15 protein-coding genes and 2 tRNA genes are annotated in these 20,457 nt (G+C 63.0%); 10 read left to right on the forward strand and 7 right to left on the reverse strand.

Annotated features, from left to right (window positions below):
• Window positions 1-63 precede the first annotated feature (63 nt).
• The gene (locus BV071_RS10745) at window positions 64-3,831 is read right to left on the reverse strand and encodes an autotransporter-associated beta strand repeat-containing protein (protein WP_035606284.1); all 3,768 of its coding nucleotides are present in this window, start codon (window positions 3,829-3,831) and stop codon (window positions 64-66) included.
• A 42-nt stretch (window positions 3,832-3,873) separates the two neighbouring features.
• On the opposite strand from BV071_RS10745, the gene BV071_RS10750 reads away from it, so the two are divergent.
• Together BV071_RS10750 and BV071_RS10755 are read left to right on the forward strand one after the other, a co-directional pair.
• The gene (locus BV071_RS10750) at window positions 3,874-4,950 is read left to right on the forward strand and encodes a substrate-binding domain-containing protein (RefSeq protein ID WP_035606288.1); all 1,077 of its coding nucleotides are present in this window, start codon (window positions 3,874-3,876) and stop codon (window positions 4,948-4,950) included.
• A gap of 86 nt (window positions 4,951-5,036) precedes the next feature.
• Window positions 5,037-5,537, forward strand: a complete 501-nt coding sequence (locus tag BV071_RS10755) for a hypothetical protein (protein WP_035606291.1) — start codon at window positions 5,037-5,039, stop codon at window positions 5,535-5,537.
• A gap of 150 nt (window positions 5,538-5,687) precedes the next feature.
• Here BV071_RS10755 and BV071_RS10760 read toward each other — a convergent pair whose 3' ends face one another.
• The 5 genes from BV071_RS10760 to BV071_RS10780 form a co-directional block, all read right to left on the reverse strand.
• Window positions 5,688-7,289 carry a hypothetical protein gene (locus BV071_RS10760; RefSeq protein WP_035606293.1) on the reverse strand — a complete coding sequence of 534 codons (1,602 nt, stop codon included), beginning with the start codon at window positions 7,287-7,289 and terminating at the stop codon, window positions 5,688-5,690.
• Between the two features lie 432 nt (window positions 7,290-7,721).
• Window positions 7,722-8,738, reverse strand: a complete 1,017-nt coding sequence (locus tag BV071_RS10765; protein WP_075090885.1) for an aminopeptidase — start codon at window positions 8,736-8,738, stop codon at window positions 7,722-7,724.
• Between the two features lie 17 nt (window positions 8,739-8,755).
• Entirely contained in the window at window positions 8,756-9,208 is a 453-nt protein-coding gene (locus BV071_RS10770) for a DUF5069 domain-containing protein (RefSeq protein WP_052573143.1), read from the reverse strand.
• 77 nt (window positions 9,209-9,285) lie between these two features.
• Window positions 9,286-9,837: an NADPH-dependent FMN reductase gene (locus BV071_RS10775; protein WP_035606296.1), complete on the reverse strand. Its 552-nt coding sequence runs from the start codon at window positions 9,835-9,837 to the stop codon at window positions 9,286-9,288.
• A gap of 259 nt (window positions 9,838-10,096) precedes the next feature.
• Complete coding sequence (locus tag BV071_RS10780) at window positions 10,097-10,933, reverse strand: hypothetical protein (protein WP_035606299.1); 837 nt, start codon at window positions 10,931-10,933, stop codon at window positions 10,097-10,099.
• A 229-nt stretch (window positions 10,934-11,162) separates the two neighbouring features.
• On the opposite strand from BV071_RS10780, the gene BV071_RS10785 reads away from it, so the two are divergent.
• A complete protein-coding gene (locus BV071_RS10785) occupies window positions 11,163-12,539 on the forward strand; it encodes a Gfo/Idh/MocA family oxidoreductase (protein ID WP_035606839.1) in 1,377 nt (458 codons plus the stop codon).
• Between the two features lie 102 nt (window positions 12,540-12,641).
• On the opposite strand, the gene rtcR is transcribed toward BV071_RS10785, so the two are convergent.
• A complete protein-coding gene (gene rtcR, locus BV071_RS10790; protein WP_035606302.1) occupies window positions 12,642-14,246 on the reverse strand; it encodes an RNA repair transcriptional activator RtcR in 1,605 nt (534 codons plus the stop codon).
• A gap of 209 nt (window positions 14,247-14,455) precedes the next feature.
• Between rtcR and BV071_RS10795 the strand changes: the two genes are divergently transcribed.
• From BV071_RS10795 to BV071_RS10815, 7 genes are all read left to right on the forward strand, one after another.
• Window positions 14,456-16,030 carry a TROVE domain-containing protein gene (locus tag BV071_RS10795; RefSeq protein ID WP_035606303.1) on the forward strand — a complete coding sequence of 525 codons (1,575 nt, stop codon included), beginning with the start codon at window positions 14,456-14,458 and terminating at the stop codon, window positions 16,028-16,030.
• 270 nt (window positions 16,031-16,300) lie between these two features.
• A tRNA-Ser gene (locus BV071_RS35310) sits at window positions 16,301-16,357 on the forward strand.
• Window positions 16,357-16,480 (forward strand) — tRNA-OTHER (locus BV071_RS35315). The genes BV071_RS35310 and BV071_RS35315 overlap by 1 nt, the downstream gene beginning before the upstream one ends.
• A gap of 335 nt (window positions 16,481-16,815) precedes the next feature.
• On the forward strand, window positions 16,816-17,283 hold the full coding sequence (locus tag BV071_RS10800) for a hypothetical protein (protein ID WP_035606306.1): 468 nt from the start codon (window positions 16,816-16,818) through the stop codon (window positions 17,281-17,283).
• Window positions 17,284-17,614: 331 nt separating this feature from the next.
• Complete coding sequence (locus BV071_RS10805; RefSeq protein WP_035606308.1) at window positions 17,615-18,070, forward strand: DUF6714 family protein; 456 nt, start codon at window positions 17,615-17,617, stop codon at window positions 18,068-18,070.
• A 32-nt stretch (window positions 18,071-18,102) separates the two neighbouring features.
• Window positions 18,103-18,891 (forward strand): DUF6714 family protein, encoded by a 789-nt coding sequence (locus BV071_RS32805; protein WP_075090886.1) that lies wholly within the window; start codon window positions 18,103-18,105, stop codon window positions 18,889-18,891.
• Between the two features lie 37 nt (window positions 18,892-18,928).
• Window positions 18,929-20,413 (forward strand): RtcB family protein, encoded by a 1,485-nt coding sequence (locus tag BV071_RS10815; protein WP_035606311.1) that lies wholly within the window; start codon window positions 18,929-18,931, stop codon window positions 20,411-20,413.
• The last annotated feature ends 44 nt before the right edge of the window (window positions 20,414-20,457 follow it).

The raw sequence follows: 20,457 nt of genomic DNA on the forward strand, positions 1-20,457 counted from the left end.
AAGCCGGAGCGCCTTGCGACGCTCCGGCTGTGGACTACGACCCTGGAAGTTTGTGGGGCCCGCTTATTCCGTGGCCTTGGCGCGGAGGAAGGCTTTGACGTGGGCTGAGGTGGGGCCGTTGATGCGGAAGGAGCGGTATTCCCATGAGGCCGAGCTGAGGGGCGCGGTGGGCAGGGTGATGCCGGGGTTGCCGGTGACTTCGGTGAGCGGCAGGGGCCATGCTGTTAGGGTCTCGCTGCCTTGGACGCGGTAGATGACGCCATCGATAGCAGTGGAGACGAGGCCAGTAGCATCGGCGGTGAAGGTGCCTGCGCCGGCGCGGACGGGGATGGTGATGACGAATGCCTTTTCGGCGCCGAGGGTGAACTCCTTGGTCTGGACCTTGGCTGTTAGGCCGGTGCCGGAGCTGGGATTGCCGTCGAAGGCGAACTCGGTGAAGTTGTCGAAGCCATCGTTGTCAGGGTCGTCGGTTTTGCCGCGCTTGTTAGAGTCGGTGATCTGTTGGGCCCAGAGGTCGAAGGGTGTCGCGCCGGTCCAGGTGGGATCGACCTGGATGAGGCCACTGCCGGTGATCTCAGCGAGCTCGGTTACGCCGGTCATGGAGGCACCGATGGGACCATAGAGGCCGGCGGGCTTCGAGACGCCTGCGACGATGAAGGTCTTCACGAGGTTGACGGTGTCCACCGCCGTGAAACCGAGATCGAGCGTGGTGCCGCTGGCGAGGTCGAGGGTCGAGCCGTTGTAGAGCGTGGGATAGAGCATACGGAGCGTACCTTGGGCGACGGTGGTTTTGCCCTGATAGGCATTGGCATCCGAGGCGAGGATCAGGGTGCCGGGGCCTTGCTTGACGAGTGCGCCATTGACGAGATTCACGCCGATGGAGAGAGCGCCATCGCCATTCACGCGGATGTTGCGGGTATCGCCGAGGTCGATGAAGTTGGCGGCATTGGCACGGGTGATGACGACCGTGGAGTCGCCGGACTTGGTGAACTCACCGGCGTTGGCGAAGCGGATGCCGCTGGCGCTGCTGCCGTAGGTGAAGGTGGCGGCGTTCGCGATCGAGAGGCCGCCGCCATCGAGGGTGAGCACGGAGGGGCTGGCACCGCCGAGCTTGAGCTCGCCACCGTTCGGGCCGAAGGCGAGGCCGGCGATGGTTTCATCGGTGCTGGAGGCGGTTTCGAGGGTAGCTACGGAGCCGCTGACACCGGTGTTTGCGGTGACGGTGCTGGTGTTGCCGAGCTGCTCGCTGGCGGCGAGGCGGAGGTAACCGGCAGCGATGGTCACGGGGCCGGTGATGGTGTTGTCGCCGGGAACCGGGTTGGCGAGGATCACGCGGCTGAAGTTGGTGCCGGAGGAGGTGCGGCCGGTGACGGTGAAGCCGCCGCTGCCAGTGAGCTTGGAGGCGATGCGGAGGCCTTGGTCGGAGGTGCCGACGAAGCCTTCATGCAAGTTGGCGCCGGGCTGGAGGGCGAGGGTGCCGCCGCTGATGAGGGTGGCATTCGCGGTGGTGCCGAAGCGCTTGATGCCGGCGACGGCAAGGGGCGTGGCGGGATCGACGGTGATGGCGTAGGCACCGGTGGCGAGAATGGCGGTGGCGCTGCCGTCATTGGCCCACGGCAGGTGGGCGATTGTGCCTTGGTCCCAGTTGAGCAGGGTGGTGTTCCAGTTGCCGGCGGTGGCAGCAGCCGCGGCGTCGCCGTTGGCTACGATGTCGGTAGTACCACCGTCGTAGTAGAGGATCTGGGGGAGGATGTTGGGGCCGGCGTTTTGTTCGAGAAGGATGCGCTTGTTTGCCTGATCGTGGCGGATGCGGTAGCCCGCGGGGACGCCGGTGATCGAGTTGAAGCTACCCTGGAGGGTGCCGGTGTATTCGAGCAAGGTGTAGGAGGGCTGGGTCGCGCCGCTGCCGGTGGGGAGGATGGCGATTTCGCCGATCTTCGCGGGGCCGAGGATGAGGTCGCCGTTGACGACGAGCTTGTCGGCGCTGGTGCCGTTGACATCGAGCTGGAGCGTGGCGCTGCCGGCGGAGGCGAGCTGGAGGCCGCCGATGGTGAAGGTGCCGATGGCGCCCGTGCCATTGCCCGGGGCGATGAAGCCGCGGGCGGTGGCGGCATTGGCGGTGCCCAAGAGGACGGGACCCGCGACCGAGCCGGTGCCGCCGAGGGTGGCGGCGGCATTCACGATGACACTGCCATCGCCGATGCCGAAGCCGGTCGTGTTATTGATGAGCAATGTGCCGGTGCTGACGGTGGCGACGATATTGCCTGGACGGGCGAAGGTGGCTTCGACGGTGCGGGTGAGGGTGCCGCTGCCGCTCTTCTGGATGCTGCCGGTGCCGGTAATCGGCGCATCGTAGGTGAAGCTGTCGGAGCGGTTCAGAATGAGCGCTCCGGCGGAGCCGAGATCAATCGGGGCATCGGCACCGAGCGGGGTCTTGAAGGAGCCCGTGGTACCGCCGCTGCCGAGCTGGAGCGTGGCGCTCGAGGTGAGATAAACATTCTCTGCCACGGTATTGTCGCCGGTGAAGATCACGAAGCCGGAGGCGGCGATGCGGCGGATGTTGATGCTGGCCGGGGCGTTGAAGCTGTCCGAGATGGTCAGGTTGGTGGTGTTCGTGGCGGAGAACACCGGGGTGCCAGTGATGCTGATGTCGCCCGACAAGGTGGAGGCACCGCCGATGTAGTTTTCGACCAGGGCACCGTCCTCGAGGATCAGCGGTGTGGGGAAGGTGCCTGCCGCGCCGGTGCGGAAGGAAGCGCCGTTGGCGACGGTGATTTCATCGCCTGTGGCGGCGATGGCATTCGCTGTTAGGGAGCCTTCGGCGATGCGGATCTTCACGCCGGTGGTGCCACCGGAGGTCGTGTTCGTGCCGCCAAGCTGCAGTGCGCCGGGGCCGGTCTTGGTGAGGACACGAGCGGTGGCACCCGAGCTGGTGATCGAGCCATTGGTCGTGGTGGTGCCGTAGCCGAGGTCCACACTCACGCCGTTCGGGACATTCACGGTGGCATCTGCGGTGAGGAGCAGATACTGGAGGCCGGTCTTGCCGCGGCCGGCGTAGGCGAGATTGCCGAGCGAGGTGGAAGTGATCGCGCCGGCGAAGACGCCCGGCTCCAGCTCGACGCCCTTGCCCGCGACTTCGACCGAGTAGTAGCGGCGGGATGCCGCGGTGGCGTGGACGGCAGCGCCTTGACCGGCGAGGTCGAAGGTCGCGCCTGAGGCGATCTTGAGGACATTGCCCGAGGCTCCGAGGGCGTAAGAAGTGCTGGCGACCAGATTGGCGCTGGTGAGATTCATCACGCCGGCATTGAGCTGGATCTGGCCGCTGAAGCTGTTGTTGCCGCCGAGGCCGAGATAGGAGTCGCCGGTCTTGGCGAGCACGACGCCAGTGCCGGCAATGGTGCCGGCGCCATCGAGCACGTAGTCGTTGAAGCCGGTGGAGGAGAAGGTGAGCTTGGCCGGGCTGAAGGTGCCGTTGAGATTGACGCCGAGGACACCAGTCGTGTTGGGGAAGACCAGCTCATCCGCGGCGGCGGGGGCAGCGGGGTTCCAGTTGCCGGCTGTGTCGAAGTTGGAATCCGCGCCGTTGCCGGTCCATGTCACGGTGGCGGCATGGGCGGAGAAGAGGCCGAGTGCGGTGCTGCCGCCGAGCAGCCAGCGACGGGTGAAAGAGGAGCGCTTGATGCGTGCGATGTTCATCATGATGCAGTGCGTCGAGTTCAGGAGAGGGGGAAGGCGGGCAGACCCAAGTGCCCGCAATTCCAAGCTGAGGAAGACCACATCGGACGGCGCGGTGCCAGTCCGCCGGTCCCGCCAATCTGCATGGCTCAGCATGGCAGTTTGACATCCGCAGGTCGGCTCGCATGATTCCGACTCATGGAATCGCTGCGCCGGATCACGCTGGTGGATCAAGCTGAGGCCGCCCTACGGGAGGCGCTCCGCGAGGGGCGCTTCGGCGAGCGCTTGCCGGGGATGCGGCCGCTGGCGGAGGCGCTGGCGGTGAATGCGCTGACCGTGGGCGAGGCGGTGTCGCGTCTGGTGGCCGATGGCACCTTGGTATCGGAGGGACCGCGCAAGAAGTTCCGGATCGCGCGGCACGGGCGCGGCGGCAAGTCAGCCACGCGGCGCAAGGTGCTGTATCTCACCGCCGAGCCGATGCACGAGATGAAGCCGGTGGCGCTGGAGATCCTCTCGCTGCTGCTGTTGGAGCGGCCCGACTGGGATGTGAAGCACCGCGCGATCGGGCGCAGCGAGGGCCGCACCGACCGGCGGCGCTGGGATGGATTGCTGAAGTCGGAGGAAGCGCGGCACCTCGTTTACTTCGGCGGGCATCCGGCCTTCGCCAAGTGGTCCTTGGCGCGCGGGGTGCCGACGGTCTTCCTCGGCGGCGATACGGCCCGTGAGCCGGTGCCGATGCTCGGGGTGAATGCCGCGCTGATGATCGAGCAGGTAATGGAGAAGCTGATCGCGCTGGGACACACGCGGATCTGCCATCCAATCTGCGGGATGCCGGAGGGCTTCAGCGAGCGGCAACGGCGCTCGATGGGGAAATGCCTAGAGGCTCATGGCTTGCCCTTTGTGCCGAACTATCATGCGCCGATCGTTCCGAAGCTGGATCCGGACGAGTTCACACGCGCGCTGGCGGAGGTGTTCAAGGTCCGGCGACCGACCGCGCTGGTGGTCTTCGACTGGGAGCACTTCATCACAGCTTCGTGCATGCTGCGGGAGATGGGCTTGAAGATTCCCCGCGATGTGTCGGTTGCGATTTTATCTCCGGACCGGCATATGGCCTGGCACCGGCCGCAGATCGCACATTTCCGCTATCCGGTGGGGCCGATCGTGAAGACGCTGACGAAGTGGATCGAGGCGCCGCCGGAGGATTTGCGGGTTTCGATTTCGCTGCCGCTGGAGTTGTTTGAAGCGGATTCGCTGGGGCGGGCGTCGAAGGGGTAGCAGCTCCCCTCCCCTCTTCTTCGCATCTTCCGGGAACTTGCATCCAAACGAATGAATGAATTCCCTGAGGGATGAGTCTCAGGGTCATGATCTTCCATCGCGTGATTCCGCTGTTCCTTTCGGCGCTGGCGCCGTTGACGGCGGCTGAGTTTCCCAATGTCCCCGGTTCGGACCGGGTTTTGACCACCATGGAGGTGAAGAACTTCTGGGTGAACCACTTGCACAATCAGCCGCTGGCGCCGGAGCCGACGAGGCTGCATCCGGAAAAGGCGGAGGCGCGGAGCCATGAGATCACGCGACGACGGGAGCTGATCAAGGCGATCCGGGCGGGCCAGCATGATTTGGCGGCGCGGCTGGTGTGCTTGAGCCACAATGTGGAGGCGTGGACGCGCCAAGGTGACACTGGGAAGGCGCATGAGTCGGAGCGGCAGTTGCTACTGGTGCGGGAGCACGTGGCGAAGATGGCGGCACTGGAGGCGCAGCGGGAAGCGGCGGTGAAGATCGGGAATGCGGCCGAGCAAGTGGCGCAGATGGATGCGGAGTTGCAGCGACTGCAGCAGTTGCAGACGCAGTTGGTGCAGGAATGAGGAGAAGTGGATTGGTTGATTGTGCGGGCCTCTGATTTAATCGCGAAAAGACGCGAAAAACGCGAAATTTGAACAGCCGGGAGAGGCACGAGAGGAGGTGGAGATTGTGGGACCGTTCTTGCGGCTTTCAAAGCCGCTCTCCCCATTGATTTACCAGCCGGCCTTTTGGAGGATGGCTGCGACTTCCTCGATCTTGGAGTAGTCGTTGCGCCACGTGGTATACATGAAGCCTTTGACTTTCTTCACCTTGGCGGCGGAGGCGAGCCAGGCGGAGACGTTTGCCACGGGCTCGTCGTAGAAACCGGCGATGATTTGGGCGTGGCCGCGCTTTTCGAAGAAGGCGAGGCTCTCGTCGCGTTTGCCGAAGTTCCAGTTCATGATCTCGACGCTGGGATCGAGGCCTTCCCATGAGCCTTCGAGGCTGCCGTTGACCAGGTAGTAGTCCTTCACCGCGTTGTGGTGCGGGTCGAACATGTCGTTCCAGACAAGGATGCGGCCGCCGGGGACTTTGTCGCTGAGGAGTTTTGTGCAGAAGCGGAGGTTCTTCGCGGCGATGCCGCCAGGAGTCAGGCCGCTCTTTTTGCAAGACTCATCCCAGCCGAGGAGGCGCCACTCGTCGTGGGCCATGAGGTGGGTTTTGCTTTCCCAGAGGGAAGGCACGCGGTTGGCCTGGTCGCGCAGGAGCTCCTGGAAGGCGGGTTCCTCCACGCAGCCGGAGACTTGGCCGTCGTAGATGATGTGCGTGTGGTAGTACGAGATCCGCAGTATGTCGCCGTCCTTGAGAGTCTTGAACTGGATCACGGGCGGCTCGTGCCAAGGGGTGAATTCTTCGGCCCATGGCTTGGTGCCCATGTCCTTGTCTTCAAGCTTGCCGAAGTCTTGCATCTCCACGAGATCGCGGCCGCCTTCGAGTTTCGCCACCAGCGGAGTGCCGGGGCGGCGGAGGAGATTCACCGGGCCGCATTCCTCGATCTTGGCATCGTCCCAGCACAGGGTTCCGCGGTGGCCACCCCAGACGCCGAAGTAGAGGCTGACTTCATTAGAATCGAGGGAGTTGAAGGTCACGTCGTGCTGGATCCAGTCCTGGTCGGGCTTGACCTTGACGTAGCACCACTGGAGCTGGCGGCCGTTCTTGCCGATCGCCTTGATCTCGGCCATGCCGCCGCCGAAGCCCTCGGACTTGATCCGGACGGAGACGTGATACTGGCGGAAGGGGGAGACCTTGAGCGGCTTCTGCAGGCGGGCATTGCCATCGGTGGGTGCGGAGCGCATCGCCCCGTTTTCCACCACCATGTTGTCATCGATGAAGCCCCAGCCGCTGCGGTCATTCATTTCGCCGCCGGGCAAGGACACCGGTGGATCGGCGACGATGGTGGCGACGCCGCTTTTGATCACGAACTTCGCGTCCTTCACCGGCAGGCCTTCGGCGAGATTGGGGTCGTGGAAGAGTGCGTCGTTCGAGTAGCCGACCGGGAACATTGAGGGCACGATCTCGATCTTCGCTTGCTTGGCGGCGGCTTTTACCTTCGCAACGTTGGGGGCGTAGTTCGACGCGACTGTGGCGAGGCGGCTAAACTTGGAGTCCGCGATGAGGGCGTGGGTGTAGCCGGATTTGCCAGCCCGCTCGAGGAGCTTCGCGACTTCGGCGGCTTTCTCGTCTGCTTGGAAATTCGCGGGGATGTAGATCCAGCGCTCCTTGGTTTGAGCGGTGGCGGTGGCTGCCAAGAGAGCGAGGAGGAGGAAGGGTTTCATGGGTTACCACATGAACGGAGGGAGAAGGGTGCTTATTTCCGGTGGGTTTTGTGGGGGCCGCGTGGTTGGGGAGGAGTTTGGTTTCTACCGCGAAGAGATGCGAAATTTAAAAGGCAAGGAAGAGGGCGCCCCACGCAGATCCAATCGCTCCAAGCTCGGCGTGTCCGTGGCTTTCCGGCTGTTTAGATTTCGCGTTTTTCGCGGTTGAAGACGAAACCTGTAGCGGGGATCGAGCGGAACTTTAAAGGGGGAGCTCTCGCGGTGCTTCACGGCAGCAGGGCTGCCTGCCGGAAAGCGGTAACAGGCTACACGCAGCCCAAAGCGGCGGAGCCGCGAGGAGAAGGCCGAGAGGTGAAATCGGCTGGGTCGGTGGCTTCGTCCGCCTGAAGGCGGGACTACTTACCACTGAAGTCGGAGCCGCTCTGACTACTTTTAGTCCTGCTTTTGAAGCTTCAGGTCCTTGGCCTTCTCGAAGAAGAGATTCAGGTCGCCGCCGCATTCGGCGAGGAGCTTGTGGAAGGCGGGGACATGGTGCTGGTAGGTGGTGAGGGCCACCAGGTGGGCGTTGTTGATGTCCTCCTTCAGCCAGTTCTCCAGACCGCGCCCACCCCAGCGACGGCGAAGCTCGCGGAAGTTGTCCTGGAGCTGGTGGAAAATCCGGGCCTTGTCCCGACGCATTTCCGCTGGCGGCTTGTTAGAAGCGTAGAGGGCCTTGAGGTCGGCGCGGGTGCGGTCGATCTGGTCGTAGAACTGCCCGCGGCGGACGAGGCGCGCCTCGTAGTTCTTCAGGTCCCCGGTGCGCTTGTGATAGCGCAGCCAACGCTTCACGCTTTCCTCCGCGACGGCATTGGCGAGGCTTTCGTTGAAGGTGGTATCGCCATTGCGGAAGAGCCGACGGTGGGTAAGCTCGTGGAAGATCAACTCTGCGAGGTCGATGTCGGAGGCATCGACGAAAGTGTTCAATACCGGGTCGTGGAACCAGCCGAGGGTCGAGTAGGCATCGGTGCCGCCACTCTGCACATCGTAGCCCTGGGCGCGAAGCTTGAGGGTGAGTTCATCCGCCTCTTCCTTCTTGAAGAAGCCGCGGTAGTCGAGCTTGCCGAGGGTGGGATACCACCAGGTCTTCGGCTCCAGGGAGAACTCCGGCGCGGCATAGAGGGTCCAGACCACATAGGGTCGGCCGAGGTCGGCATACTTGCCGTAGCTTTCGTCGCCCGGGAGGGTCAGGTGCCCGGTGGCGAACTGCCGGATCTCCTGCACGGACTGCAGTTGCTTTTTCAGCTTCGGCGGAGTCGCCGGATCGGCGATGATCGGCGGGATCGGCTTGCTCTTCTGGAAGATCTCCACCTGACCGCTGACCGCCTGTGAGTAGAACTGCACGGTCTGGCAAGAGGCCAGCAGGAGCGTAAGCGGCAGGGCCAAGCCCAGCGATGGAAGAAAGCGCGGCATCAGCTCAGTCGCTACTCTTACTTCCAAGCGTCGCGCCACATTTCCGGATGCCAGCGGCCCTCATCCATCTCGATGAGGTCGAAGTCGGTGATCAGCCCGGCATCCTCCGGCAGGCCGTAGTCGCGGATGGCCTGCGGGATGAACTCGGCGGTCTCGTCATCCCGCCAGCCGCGTTTGCTCATGAAACTGTTGTAGATCAGGATCTCCTCCGCGGTGAGGCGCCGGCCGGTGGCGAAGCACCATTCCAGCACCGTCTCATCCTCCTTGCCGGCGAGGACTTGGACCTTCACGTCCTCATAATTCACGGCGAGGTAGCGGCAGGTGCGACCGTCGAAGCCGTGGCCAAGCATATCGAAATAGCTTTCCGGCAGCTTGCCCGCCGCGTGCAGGCGGATTTTCGAGCACATGCGGGCGAAATAGAACATGCCGAGCGTCTTGTCGTAGCAGCCGCGGATTCCTTCGATCTTCATGGATGGTGGATTCGGGCTCTAACGTGGCGCGAACCCGGCGGCTTGCCGAATGGTTTTTTTCTGCTCCCGCGGAATCGTCAGAGCGGCGCATCCCTCTGTGACAGTACCGCCGCGTGGAGGCTCTGGAGCGCCCCTTGGAGGGCCGAGGCGACGGCCGGAGTGTTCACCATTCCATCCTCGTCCAAGCCTGAGCCGACCAAGGAAATCGAAATCGACGCAGGCTCAACGAGATCGGCCGACATAGTTTTGAGGATTTCCCGCAGCGAGGCATCGGCATGGCGGGCACTGGGCGAGGCATTCAGGACGCCGACCGGCATCCCGGGAAAGGCCACGTCGCTCACCAGCCAATCCAAAGCGTTCTTCATCACCCCGGTGATGCCGTGGGCATACTCGGGGCTCGCGATGAGCAGGGCATCCGTCGCGGCCACCTGTCCGCGGAGGCTTCTAACCGCGGCGGGCGGATCGACCTCCAGATCCGGATTGAAGAGCGGCAGCTCACCGAGACCCGCATAGATTTCGACCGAGGTTCCAGGCGGAGCCAAACGGACCGCCGCCCTTAAAAGCGCTGAATTGATGGAGACCGAGCGCAGGCTTCCCGAAATCGCCAGAATCTTGACGGTGGATTTCATTCGCGACGATGGATTCCGCAGCAAAGGCGCCTGCGGAATGGTTCGCGGCGAAGCTCTTGTGCCTTGCCGCCGGCGTCGAGCGATTCCCGGTGGCAAAAGAAAGGCGAGGAGATCCGGCAGGCTTTGATCTATCGGACGCCGCGATGTTTGACGGGGAGGCGCCCTGCCGGAATGGCGCAGCCATGCCGCTACGATGCAAAAAGGCAGCGGAGGGACGGGCCCGCCGCTGCCATTGGGGTAAGGTCTGTCGGTTTTTCAATCACTCCTCCTCGCGCACCCGGTAGAAACGGCGGGTGACGGTGGCGGGGACGTTCTGCTCGACGAAGGAGGTGGTCGGACCTTCGGTCGAGGCGGCGACTCCGGTGGCGATGGTATCCCAGCCACCAGGGGTGCTGGAGGCATCGATGGCGTAGGTGGTGCCACTGGCAGAGGTCCACTCGATGGTGACCTTTTCCTCGGCGCCGTTGCGGATGAGCTTGGTGATCTTGAGCGACTCGGCACCAGCGGCCGCGTCGTAATTGTAGATCATCGAGATGGTGGCGGTGAAATTGGCGGCCAAATCGGTGACGTTCAGGTAGTCCACCTTGACCCCGCTATTGAAGGTCAGGGTGATCGGGCCGCTGCCATTGACCGAGGTGAGGAGCGCCGGGTTGTACATCATTCCGGACTGCGCAACTTGGAAGACCTGCTCGAAGGGCTGGATCGCGAAGGGGACGTCGATCGGCTCGCCGGTGAAGATCAGGTTGTCCAGGCTGCCACCGCCGCCACCCGTGCCGGTGCAGGTATTGCCATCGATGGCGAAGGCACCACCCAAGCTGGCGGAGACTGCGGCGCTATCCGTGTCCGTGCCGACGCTGCCGACCATTTTGCCATTCAGCACGCATTGGATCGCGAAGGACTTGAGCGTGCCCAGTGAGGAATTGAAGGGCTGGAAGGTGGCGGTGAAGAAGCCGTCGTTGTTCGCCACGAGCTGGGAGCTGCCATAGCCTTGGTAGAGATCGCCAGTGTTGGACTTGGCGAAGTTCGCCGCCTGAGGGACGGAGACCGCCAGCAGGGGTTGGGAAGCAACGACGAGGAGCAGGGCTGTCGATTTCATTGGTTGGATTCGGGTAGGAATTTTTTGGTCCGACCCTGCGAAAGCAGGCCCGGGGCCAGCCTGAATGGCATTTCCAAATACATTCGGAAACGCGGCGAACTGAATCCGCGGGCGAAGCTTACCCAAAATCGCAAAAACTTGGCGGCTGGCGGGGTTGCAAGCCGAAAGGGAATTCGCTACCACTCCGTATCAGAGCGACACCAAAAAGATGAACCTCGACGAAAAAGTGATGAATTCCGACTCCGGCCGCCGGACTTTCCTGAAGACCATCGGCGGCGTGGGAGCCGCGCTCGCCGCCGCCACGAGCCGGGGCGCAGCCCAAGGATCGCCGGACCGTGCGTCCGGGGCCAAGTACATGGGTGACTTCGCCGCACCGAAGCTGGAGAAGGTGAAGGTCGCAATCATCGGCGTCGGGGCCCGCGGGTCCGGCCATGCGGCCCAGCTGGCCTCGATCGAGGGAGTGGATTTCGTGGGTGTCTGCGACCTGGTGGAAGGCCGCGCCAAGAAGGCCGCCGATGGCGTCACAAAAAAGGGCCACAAGCCGCAGGTTTACTTCGGCGATGACAATGCATGGAAGAAGATGCTGGCCGAGACCAAGCCGGACGCCGTCTTCGTGGTCACGCCGTGGAACCTGCACGCACCGATGGTCATCGAGGCGATGAAGTCCGGCGCACATGCTTTCTCCGAAGTGCCGATCGCCTACACCGTCGAGGAGATGTGGGAGATTGTGGACACCTCCGAGAAGACCGGCCGTCACTGCATGATGATGGAGAACGTCAACTACGGCCGTGAGGAGCTGATCTACCTGAACATGGTCCGCCAGGGAGTGCTGGGCGACCTGCTGCACGGTGAGGCCGCCTACCTGCACCCGCTGCGGGAGCAGATGGAGAACAACGACTCGACCGGCTCCTGGCGCACCTTCCAGTATGCCAAGCGCAACGGGAACCTCTATCCCACCCACGGCCTCGGCCCGGTGGCGCAGTACATGAACCTGGGCCGCACCGAGGACACCTTCGGCCGGATCGTTTCCTTCTCCTCGCCGGCGAAGGGCCGTGCGCTCTACGCGCAGAAGTCCACCAAGCTGACCAATCCGGAATTCAAGACCCTGGACTTCAAGGGCGGCGACCTCAACACCTCGATCATCAAGACGGCGCTCGGCCGCACGATCATGGTGCAGTGGGATGAGACCACCCCGCGCCCCTACTCGCGCCACAACTACATCATGGGCGTGAAGGGCGCACTGGCAGGCTTCCCGAACCGCATGTCCATCGAGGGCGTGACCAAAGACCACAGCAAGGGCTGGGCCGAAGACGAAGAGTGGGAAGCGATCGCCTCCAAGTATGAGCACCCCTACTTCAAGCGCATGGGCGAGCTGGGCAAGAAGATGGGCGGCCACGGCGGAATGGATTTCCTGATGCTCTACCGCATCATCGAGTGCCTCCGCGAAGGCCAACCGCTCGACCAGAACGTCTACGAGGGCTGCTTCTGGTCCGCCGTCGGCCCGCTGAGCGAGAAGTCGGTCGCGGAAGACGGCATGCCGCAGGTATTCCCGGACTTCACCCGCGGTGGCTGGAAGACCACCAAGCCGCTGGCGATCATTTCGTGAGCTGATCGGGAAGACCGATCACATCACACGTTAACATTTCCTTGTTTGTTGGGTTTGGCGGCCGTCCTAGGGGTAGGGCGGCCGCCGCTTTTTTGGAGTGCTCTAACGGCAGGCGCTGAAGTCGAGGCCGAAGCGGGCCAGATACTTCTTCAGGCGATCCGCATCGTTCGCTACCGCTCGCTTGGTCCGTGAGATTGCAAACAACTCGCGCCCCGCATCCGAGAGGCTCTTGCTGCGCCGGCACACGGCCACGACATGTGCGAGTTGGACGCGATCAAAGGGATCGATTTCATCCAAGGCCTCGCCTAACAGATTCTCCAGGTCGCAGGTCTCCACGCTCGCCGTGGCGCTGCCCGGCCGCTGCCAGCTTTCACGCAGGCGCGTGATCTCTTCATCCACTTCCTCCACGCGGATGCGGCCGCGCGGGGCGAGGGTGGCCATGCGGGTGACGGCGGCATTCAGGTCGCGGAAGTTGCCTGACCATGGGGTGTCCGAGGATTCGGCGAAGCGCAGGAAGGCCTGGCGGGCTTCCTTGTTGATCGCGGCCTGGCGTCCTTGGCTACCACTGAAGCGCTCGAGCTCGAAGTCGAGGTTTGGCGCGATGTCTTCCCGCCGTGCGGCCAGCGATGGCAGCGCGAAGGTCCAGAGATGGATGCGGGCTAACAGGTCTTCGCGGAAGGTCCCCTTCCCCACCGCCGCGCGGAGGTCGCGGTTCGTGCCAGCGATGAGCTGGAAGTCGCTCTGCACCGGACGGTCGGCACCCACGGGCAGGAAGATCTTGTCCTCCAGCGCGCGTAGCAGCATCGCCTGCTCATCGAGGCCGAGCTCGCCGATTTCATCGAGGAAGAGCAGGCCGCCATCCGCTTCGCGCAGGAGACCGGGCCGGTCCTTCTGTGCGCCGGTGAAGGAGCCCCGCACGTGTCCGAAGAGCGCGGAGGCCGCGGTATCGCCGCTCAAGGTCGCACAGTTCACCTCCACGAAGGAGCCACGCAGGCCGCCGCGCTGCTTGCGCAGCTCGAAGATGCGGCGCGCGAGGTGGGACTTCCCGGCACCCGTTGGGCCGGTGAGCAGCACCGGGGCCTGTGAGCGCAAGGCCACCTGTTCGATGCGGTCGATGAGGTGATTGAAGGCCTTGTTCCGCGTGGCGATGCCGCTCTTGAGGAAATCCGTGGTTTCCTCCTGGTCGCTGGCGAATCGAGTACTAAGTGCATCGTACTTCGAGAGATCCAGGTCGATCAACGCATAGCGGCCCGGCACCTTGTGGCGCGGGCGCGAGCCGCCCGGGGGAGGCGAGGTCTGGATCAGCTTGCCTGGCATGAATCCGGCCTCCACCAGCAGGAAGAGGCAGATCTGCGCGATGTGCGTGCCGGTGGTGATATGGATGAAGTATTCCTCCCGCTCCGGATCGAAGGGGTAGGCCCGGGCCCAATCCTGCAGCGCGCCATAGACCCGCTCGAGGTCCCAAGGATCCTTGCCGAAGTCCACCGCGTGGTGCCGCAAGCAGGTCTCCGGGGAGATCAGGGCGATGTCTGCCGCCACCTGTTCGCTCAAGTTTTGATGGAGGTCTTCCGACAGCAGCTCGAAGCGGTCGAAGACCAGATCCTCGTGCTGGAAGAGCGAAATCGTCGGCCGCCAGTCCTCCCAGCGAGAAGGTTGGGTGCCACCGTCAAGGCGGACGCCCAGCAGACCAATCACCACTCGCTTCATGGATATATTCTTATCCCATCGGATAAATTATTTGAAAGCCTGAAGTTCTTCGTCAGCGACCAGGATCAGGTGAATCAAATTATTTTTCACTTAAAATCAAGTACTTACCATCATTTCGATCGACTCCAAAACCCCACTTGGCACGCCGGGTGCAATCTCTATCCCGTCCGCTGCGCAACGCACAAACCAACCCGGCGGGCACTTCACAGATGGCAAACAAGAACCTATTCCAATCCCTGCGTGGCGCCCTCGTCCCGCAGGCCACGACCCGGAACGATGCCGGCGGGGCCGCCTACGAGCTGTCGCCCAAGGCGGCTCTCGCCCGGATGGCGGCGACGGGTTGCTTCGGCCGGACCTTCTACGCCACCCCGGAGCTGCAGCTCGAGCGCGTGCTCGAGGCCGCCCGTCAGGTGGACGATGACTTCCTGGCCCGCACCGCGCTCTACGCCCGGCGCAAGGGTTTCATGAAGGACATGCCGGCCCTGCTCTGCGCGGTGCTCGCCACCCGCGATCTCGACCGGCTCGCCGAGGTCTTCCCGCAGGTCATCGACAACGGGAAGATGCTGCGGAACTTCGTGCAGGTCCTGCGCTCCGGCGTTACCGGCCGCAAGTCGCTCGGCTCCGCGCCGAAGCGCCTGGTCCGCCAGTGGCTCGAGCGTGCCAGCGAGCGCCAGCTCGTCGACGCCACCGTGGGCAATGCGCCTTCGCTCGCCGATGTGGTGAAGATGGTCCACCCGCGCCCGGCCGATGCCACGCGGGAAGCCTTCTACGCCTGGCTACTAGGCAAGCCATACCAGCTCGACCAGCTGCCGCAGACGCTGCAGCGCTTCGAAGCCTGGAAGGCGAACCGCGAGGGCGAGATCCCGGAAGTCCCCTTCCAGATGCTGACCGCGCTGGAACTCGGCGAGCGGGAGTGGGCGATGATCGCAGGCGCAGCCTCGTGGCAAACCACGCGGATGAACCTGAACACCTTCGCCCGTCACGGTGTCTTCCGTTTCGGCGGAATGGCGGAGAAGCTGGCTGAACGGCTGGCCGATCCCGAAAAGGTCCGGCGCGCCCGGGTCTTCCCCTACCAGCTCATGGTCGCCTACCTGAATGCAGGGAAGGACGTGCCACAGAAGGTGCGGGAAGCGCTGCAAGACGCGATGGAAGTCGCGCTCTCGAACGTGCCTGAGATCAACGGCTCGGTGGTCGTCTGCCCGGACGTGTCCGGCTCGATGCACAGCTCGATCTCCGGTTACCGCAAGGGCTCGACCTCGGCCGTGCGCTGCGTCGATGTCGCGGGCCTGGTGGCCGCCGCCTTCCTGCGGAAGAACCGGGACGCCCGCATTATCCCTTTCAAGGAGGATGTCGTGAACCTCACGCTCAACCCGCGGGATACCGTGATGACCAATGCGACCAAGCTCTCGAGCCTGCCTCCGGGCGCGACCAACTGCTCGGCACCGCTGCGACTCCTGAACCAGGAGAAGGTGGCACCGGATCTGGTGGTCTTCGTCTCGGACAACGAGTCTTGGGCTGATCCCAAGGCCGGCCGCGGAACCGCGATGCTGGAACAGTGGGAGAAGCTCAAGAGCCGTAACCCGAAGGCCCGTCTCGTCTGCATCGACCTAGTGCCAAACACCACCGCGCAGGCGCCGGACCGCAAGGACATCCTGAACATCGGCGGCTTCAGCGATACCGTCTTCGATCTCGTCGCCGCTTTTGCGGACGGCGCGGACGGAACGGATCATTGGATCCAAGAGATCAACCAGCAGCCGCTGACCGAGCGTCGGCAGACTGCCTGAATAAAGAATTACCGGCACGGCGGATGCCAGGAGGACTACACGCTCAAAACGTTCGAGCCTAACACGCTCGCTGTCTTCCGAATCCTTGCCGCCGTGCCGGCATTCCATCGCAAACTTCGCACCCCCATGAACCTCACCTGAAACACTTTCCCATCGGCGTGGCGGATGCCCGTGCGTGACTACATTTCGATTGTTACTCGACACACATGTCACGCCACTCCTTTTGCCGCCGCGCCGCTGGGAACCATCACTTTCATTCACCTGCCGAATGCGGTTGGGACTACATTAGGAAACCGAAGGCAGCGGGTTCGACTCCCGCCCTGCGCAAGCGGAGTGGAGCAACGGTAGCTCGTCGGTCTGGCGTCTCACAAATACTTGTCGGCAGCCTCTTTCACGAATGCAGGGAAGACTACATGCAACCATAGGTCGCCGGTTCGAATCCGGCCCCGCGAGAGCGGGTAGCTCAGCCAGGTAGAGCAGTGGAAAATGTCTTCCCGCCCCTTGTCGTGATCCCCTTTCAGCTCATCCATTCATGCTGAATGCCTGCGTGACTACATCTGGTAACCAGCTGGTTCAAATCCAGCACCGGGCTGCAAGGCCCGGAGTTTGTCTCGCAACTTCTTGTCAGCATCCTGCCCCTTTCGCGAATGCAGGAAAGATTACATTGGTCGTCGGTTCAAATCCGACCCGGTCCACTTTCAGGGCCGGTAGCTCAGTGGTAGAGCAGTTATTACGGATCTTTCCCCTCTTGTCGCGATCACTTTCACCATCCCATCGACACCGCGATGACCACGGAAATCGAAGTCAAACAACGCCCATCACAATTCCTCCTCTCCCGGATCGAGAATCTGGCAGCTGCCTTTACGTTCTTCTCCAGGCAGAGCGATCGGAAGGTCGCCTTCTTGCTGCAGCTCGACTTCTGGGATTGGGAGATGGACGAGATGATCTTCGCCGTCAGCAATTTCGCCGAACGTGAGAAGGCTTGGCGGGTCAGCGGGCGGACTGCGGATGACATGCTCCGCGCCGAGGGCATCGTCCTGAAGAACAAAGTCCGCAATGCCTATGGCCCCTCCACTCAGGTCAACCCGGTAAGCGCTCCGAACGCAGAACTGGCCAGACTGATCGCCACGTGGAACGACCTGCTCAACGCATGCAACGAACTGCTCGACGTGAAATGGACCAAACAAACCTCCAAAGCCGGAGGCAAGGCGCAGCTCGATCTTTCCAAATACCGCAAACCCCTTTCCTCATGACATAAGGAAGACACCCCGCGAATGCCGGTGGAACTACATCATTCATAATGACCAGGTCGCCGGTTCGACTCCGGCCCGGGTTGCCTCGCAGCCCGGTAGCTCAGTGGATAGAGCAGGTAAGTTTCACCAACCCTTGTCGCCGGCTTTTTCCTTTCCAGAAACCTTTCGAATCGTGAATGCCGCAAAAGACTACACTTAGGGAGTGAGTAGCGAAAGCTGTGTGGGTTCGAGTCCCACCGGGTCCGCCGAAAGGCCGGACCCGTGGCGGAATGGTAGACGCGCTTTTGTCTTAGCAATCCTTGTCACGATTCGATTCCACCTCACCCGGGCCATGTTCTCCTACGAGGAACACCGTAAACAGACCATCGCCTGCATCGAGGAGGCCTTTCTCCCAGACAGACCGGCACACGCCCTCGACCCCCACGGCGAAAAGCTCTGGCAAGAAGTCTCCGGCGACGAATTGGATGAAGCCTATAAGCAGTATGCGTTTCTCGGCCAGCACAGCCTCCGCTTCTACCTGCCAGCGCTCATGCGCCGCAGACTGGAGGAGCACAGTGCAGGATCGGGAAGCTTTGATGCAGACTACATTCTTCTCGGACTTTCCTGCGGCCCGGGCTTCTTCCACTGCGGGCCATCCAGCTTCTTCCGTCCGGAAGAGGAAACCGCCATCGCTGCATTTCTCTTCTTCATCTCCCGCAACGGCCATGATCTCGAACAGCAAACCGCAGCAGCTGCCCTGGAAATCGGATGGTGGAAGCACCTTCCGGAATTCGCATTCTCAGACTGACTTGATACTTCCTTCCTTGTCCGTCTCACCCCATGCCCGAAACTCGTCATCCCTGTCCCTGCTGCGGCTACCGCACCTACCTCCGGCCAGCCGGCGGGACGATGCAGCTATGCCCGGTGTGCGCATGGGAGGATGCGCCGGGAGAGGCTACCTACAATCACTCTAACAGCGTGGACCTGGCTGATGCCCAATACAACTTCCTGGCTATGCGGGCGGCGGAGCCCGACTTTATCGACGTCGTGCGGGCACCCCAGCCGGAGGAGGCACGCTCCCCGGACTGGCTTTCGATCGAAGACTTCCGCGTGAAACTGATCGGGATGATCGAAGAGGCCTTCCGCAAGACGCGGCTCGAGGGCGGGGTGACACTGCACCAAAGCCTCGAGTTCGACTGCCTCGGTTACCCGAGCGACTCGATGCTCGCCGAGGCAGCGGCCAAGGATCGTGAAGATCGCTGGCAGGATATCCCTGAGGAAAAGCTTTCCCACTTCGCGGGAATCTCCTGGTCCATCATCTATCTCGATCCGGCGGGCTTCCGCTTCCACCTTCCCGCCTACATGCGGCATGCGCTGAAGACCCTCGGCTGGCGGCATACCGACGGCGAGGGGGAATGGATCATCTTCGAACTAGAGGGTGGACCATTGTCGAAGCGCATGAAGAACCGGGTGGAACTGCTGGATCGCCAGCAGCGGGCCTGCGTCGCCGCCTTCCTCCACTTCTTCGCCCGCTATCCGGAGAACCCATGTCACCCGAGCGCCGTGAAGGGCCTCGATAAAGGCTGGGATGAATGGACTCCCCCATTCGTCAAGCTAGCCGCCCTTTAATTCTTCCCCACCAAGCACCCTTTTCCCAATTTTCATCATGCACACCATCCACAAGACCGATGAAGCCTTCGGCTTCATCCCGCTCCCGGGCGATGCCGGCAAGCCGATCACCGTGGTCGGAACCGACGCGATCCGCGATACCTTCGACGAAACCTGCCTCCAGCAGGCCGTCAACTCGCGGATGGCCCCGGGTGTTACCGAGCTCGTCTTGAACCCCGATGCGCACGCCGGCTACGGCGCGCCGGTCGGCTGTGTGATGGTCTCGCCGACGCACATTTATCCGGGCCCGGTGGGCGTGGACATCAAGTGCTCGATGAGCCTACTTCAGCTCGATGTGCCGGAGGATGCGATCCAGGACAAGGCGGTCCGCCGTGCGCTGATCAATGCGATCATCGAGCGTACGCCGACGGGTGCGGGCAAGGGCCAGCGCTCGGTGAAGAAGGCTCGTCATGTCGATGAACTGGTCGGCGTGTCTGCCGTGACCGAAGGTGCGACCCAGCGCGTGTGCCAGGCACTCGGCATCCCGCCGGAATGGGCAATCCGCTGTGAGGACTCGACCCATACCGGCCACGATGGGACCTACGATGCCCTCCGTTCTCGCCTGGAGTGGATCCTGGCGCAGGGGCGCATCCGCAACTTCGTGGACAAGCTCCAGCAGCTCGGGTCCTACGGCGGGGGCAACCACTTCGGCGAGTGCGAGATCACCAAGGTCACCGACCGTCCGTGGGCGCGTGATACCGCGAAGTCCTTCGGACTGAAGGATGGCCACGTGTCCTTCCTCAGCCACTGCGGATCGCGCGGCTTCGGGAACCTGCTGGCGCAGGGCCAGTTCCGGGACTTGGAGAACAAGTTCCGCACTTGGTCCACGCCCTTCCCGGCGGCGGACAAGCAGCTCGTCTACGCGCCGCTCGGAACCCCGGAGGCGGATGCCTACCTCGATGACATGGCGCTCGGCGCGAACTTCGCCACGGTGAACCACCTCCTGATCAATGCTCTCGTGTTAGAGGCATTCCAGGAAGTGTTGCCGGGAGCAAAGGGCCAGCTCGTCTATTTCATCTCGCACAATATCGCGCGGGAAGAGATCCACGAGGGCCGCAAGTCCTGGGTCCACCGCAAGGGCGCAACCCGCGCGATCCCGGGCGGCCACTTCTCGCTGGCGGGAACGCCCTTCGAGAAGACCGGCCACCCGATCCTGCTGCCGGGCAACCCGCGCGACGGCTCCGTCGTGATGGTCGCCCGCGCCGGGGCCGAGCGCACCGCCTACTCCGTGAATCACGGGGCGGGCCGCCGCATGGGCCGCAAGCACGCGGCACGCACCCTCGACCAGAAGGCCGTGGATGCCGACTTCGACCGCGACGACATCCTCAGCAACTGCCGCAAGTACCCGATCGACGAAGCGCCGGACGCTTACAAGAGCTTCCCGGAAGTGCTCCGCAGCGTGGAAAGCGCAGGGCTTGCCGAGACCGTCGCGAGTTTGAAGGCGCGCTTCGTCATCAAGGACGAGACGGCCGCCGATGACTGACTAACAGATCGGTCTGATCCGACGGATCGGACCGATCTTCTTCT

The organism is Haloferula sp. BvORR071 (assembly GCF_000739615.1).
Classification (GTDB): domain Bacteria; phylum Verrucomicrobiota; class Verrucomicrobiia; order Verrucomicrobiales; family Akkermansiaceae; genus Haloferula.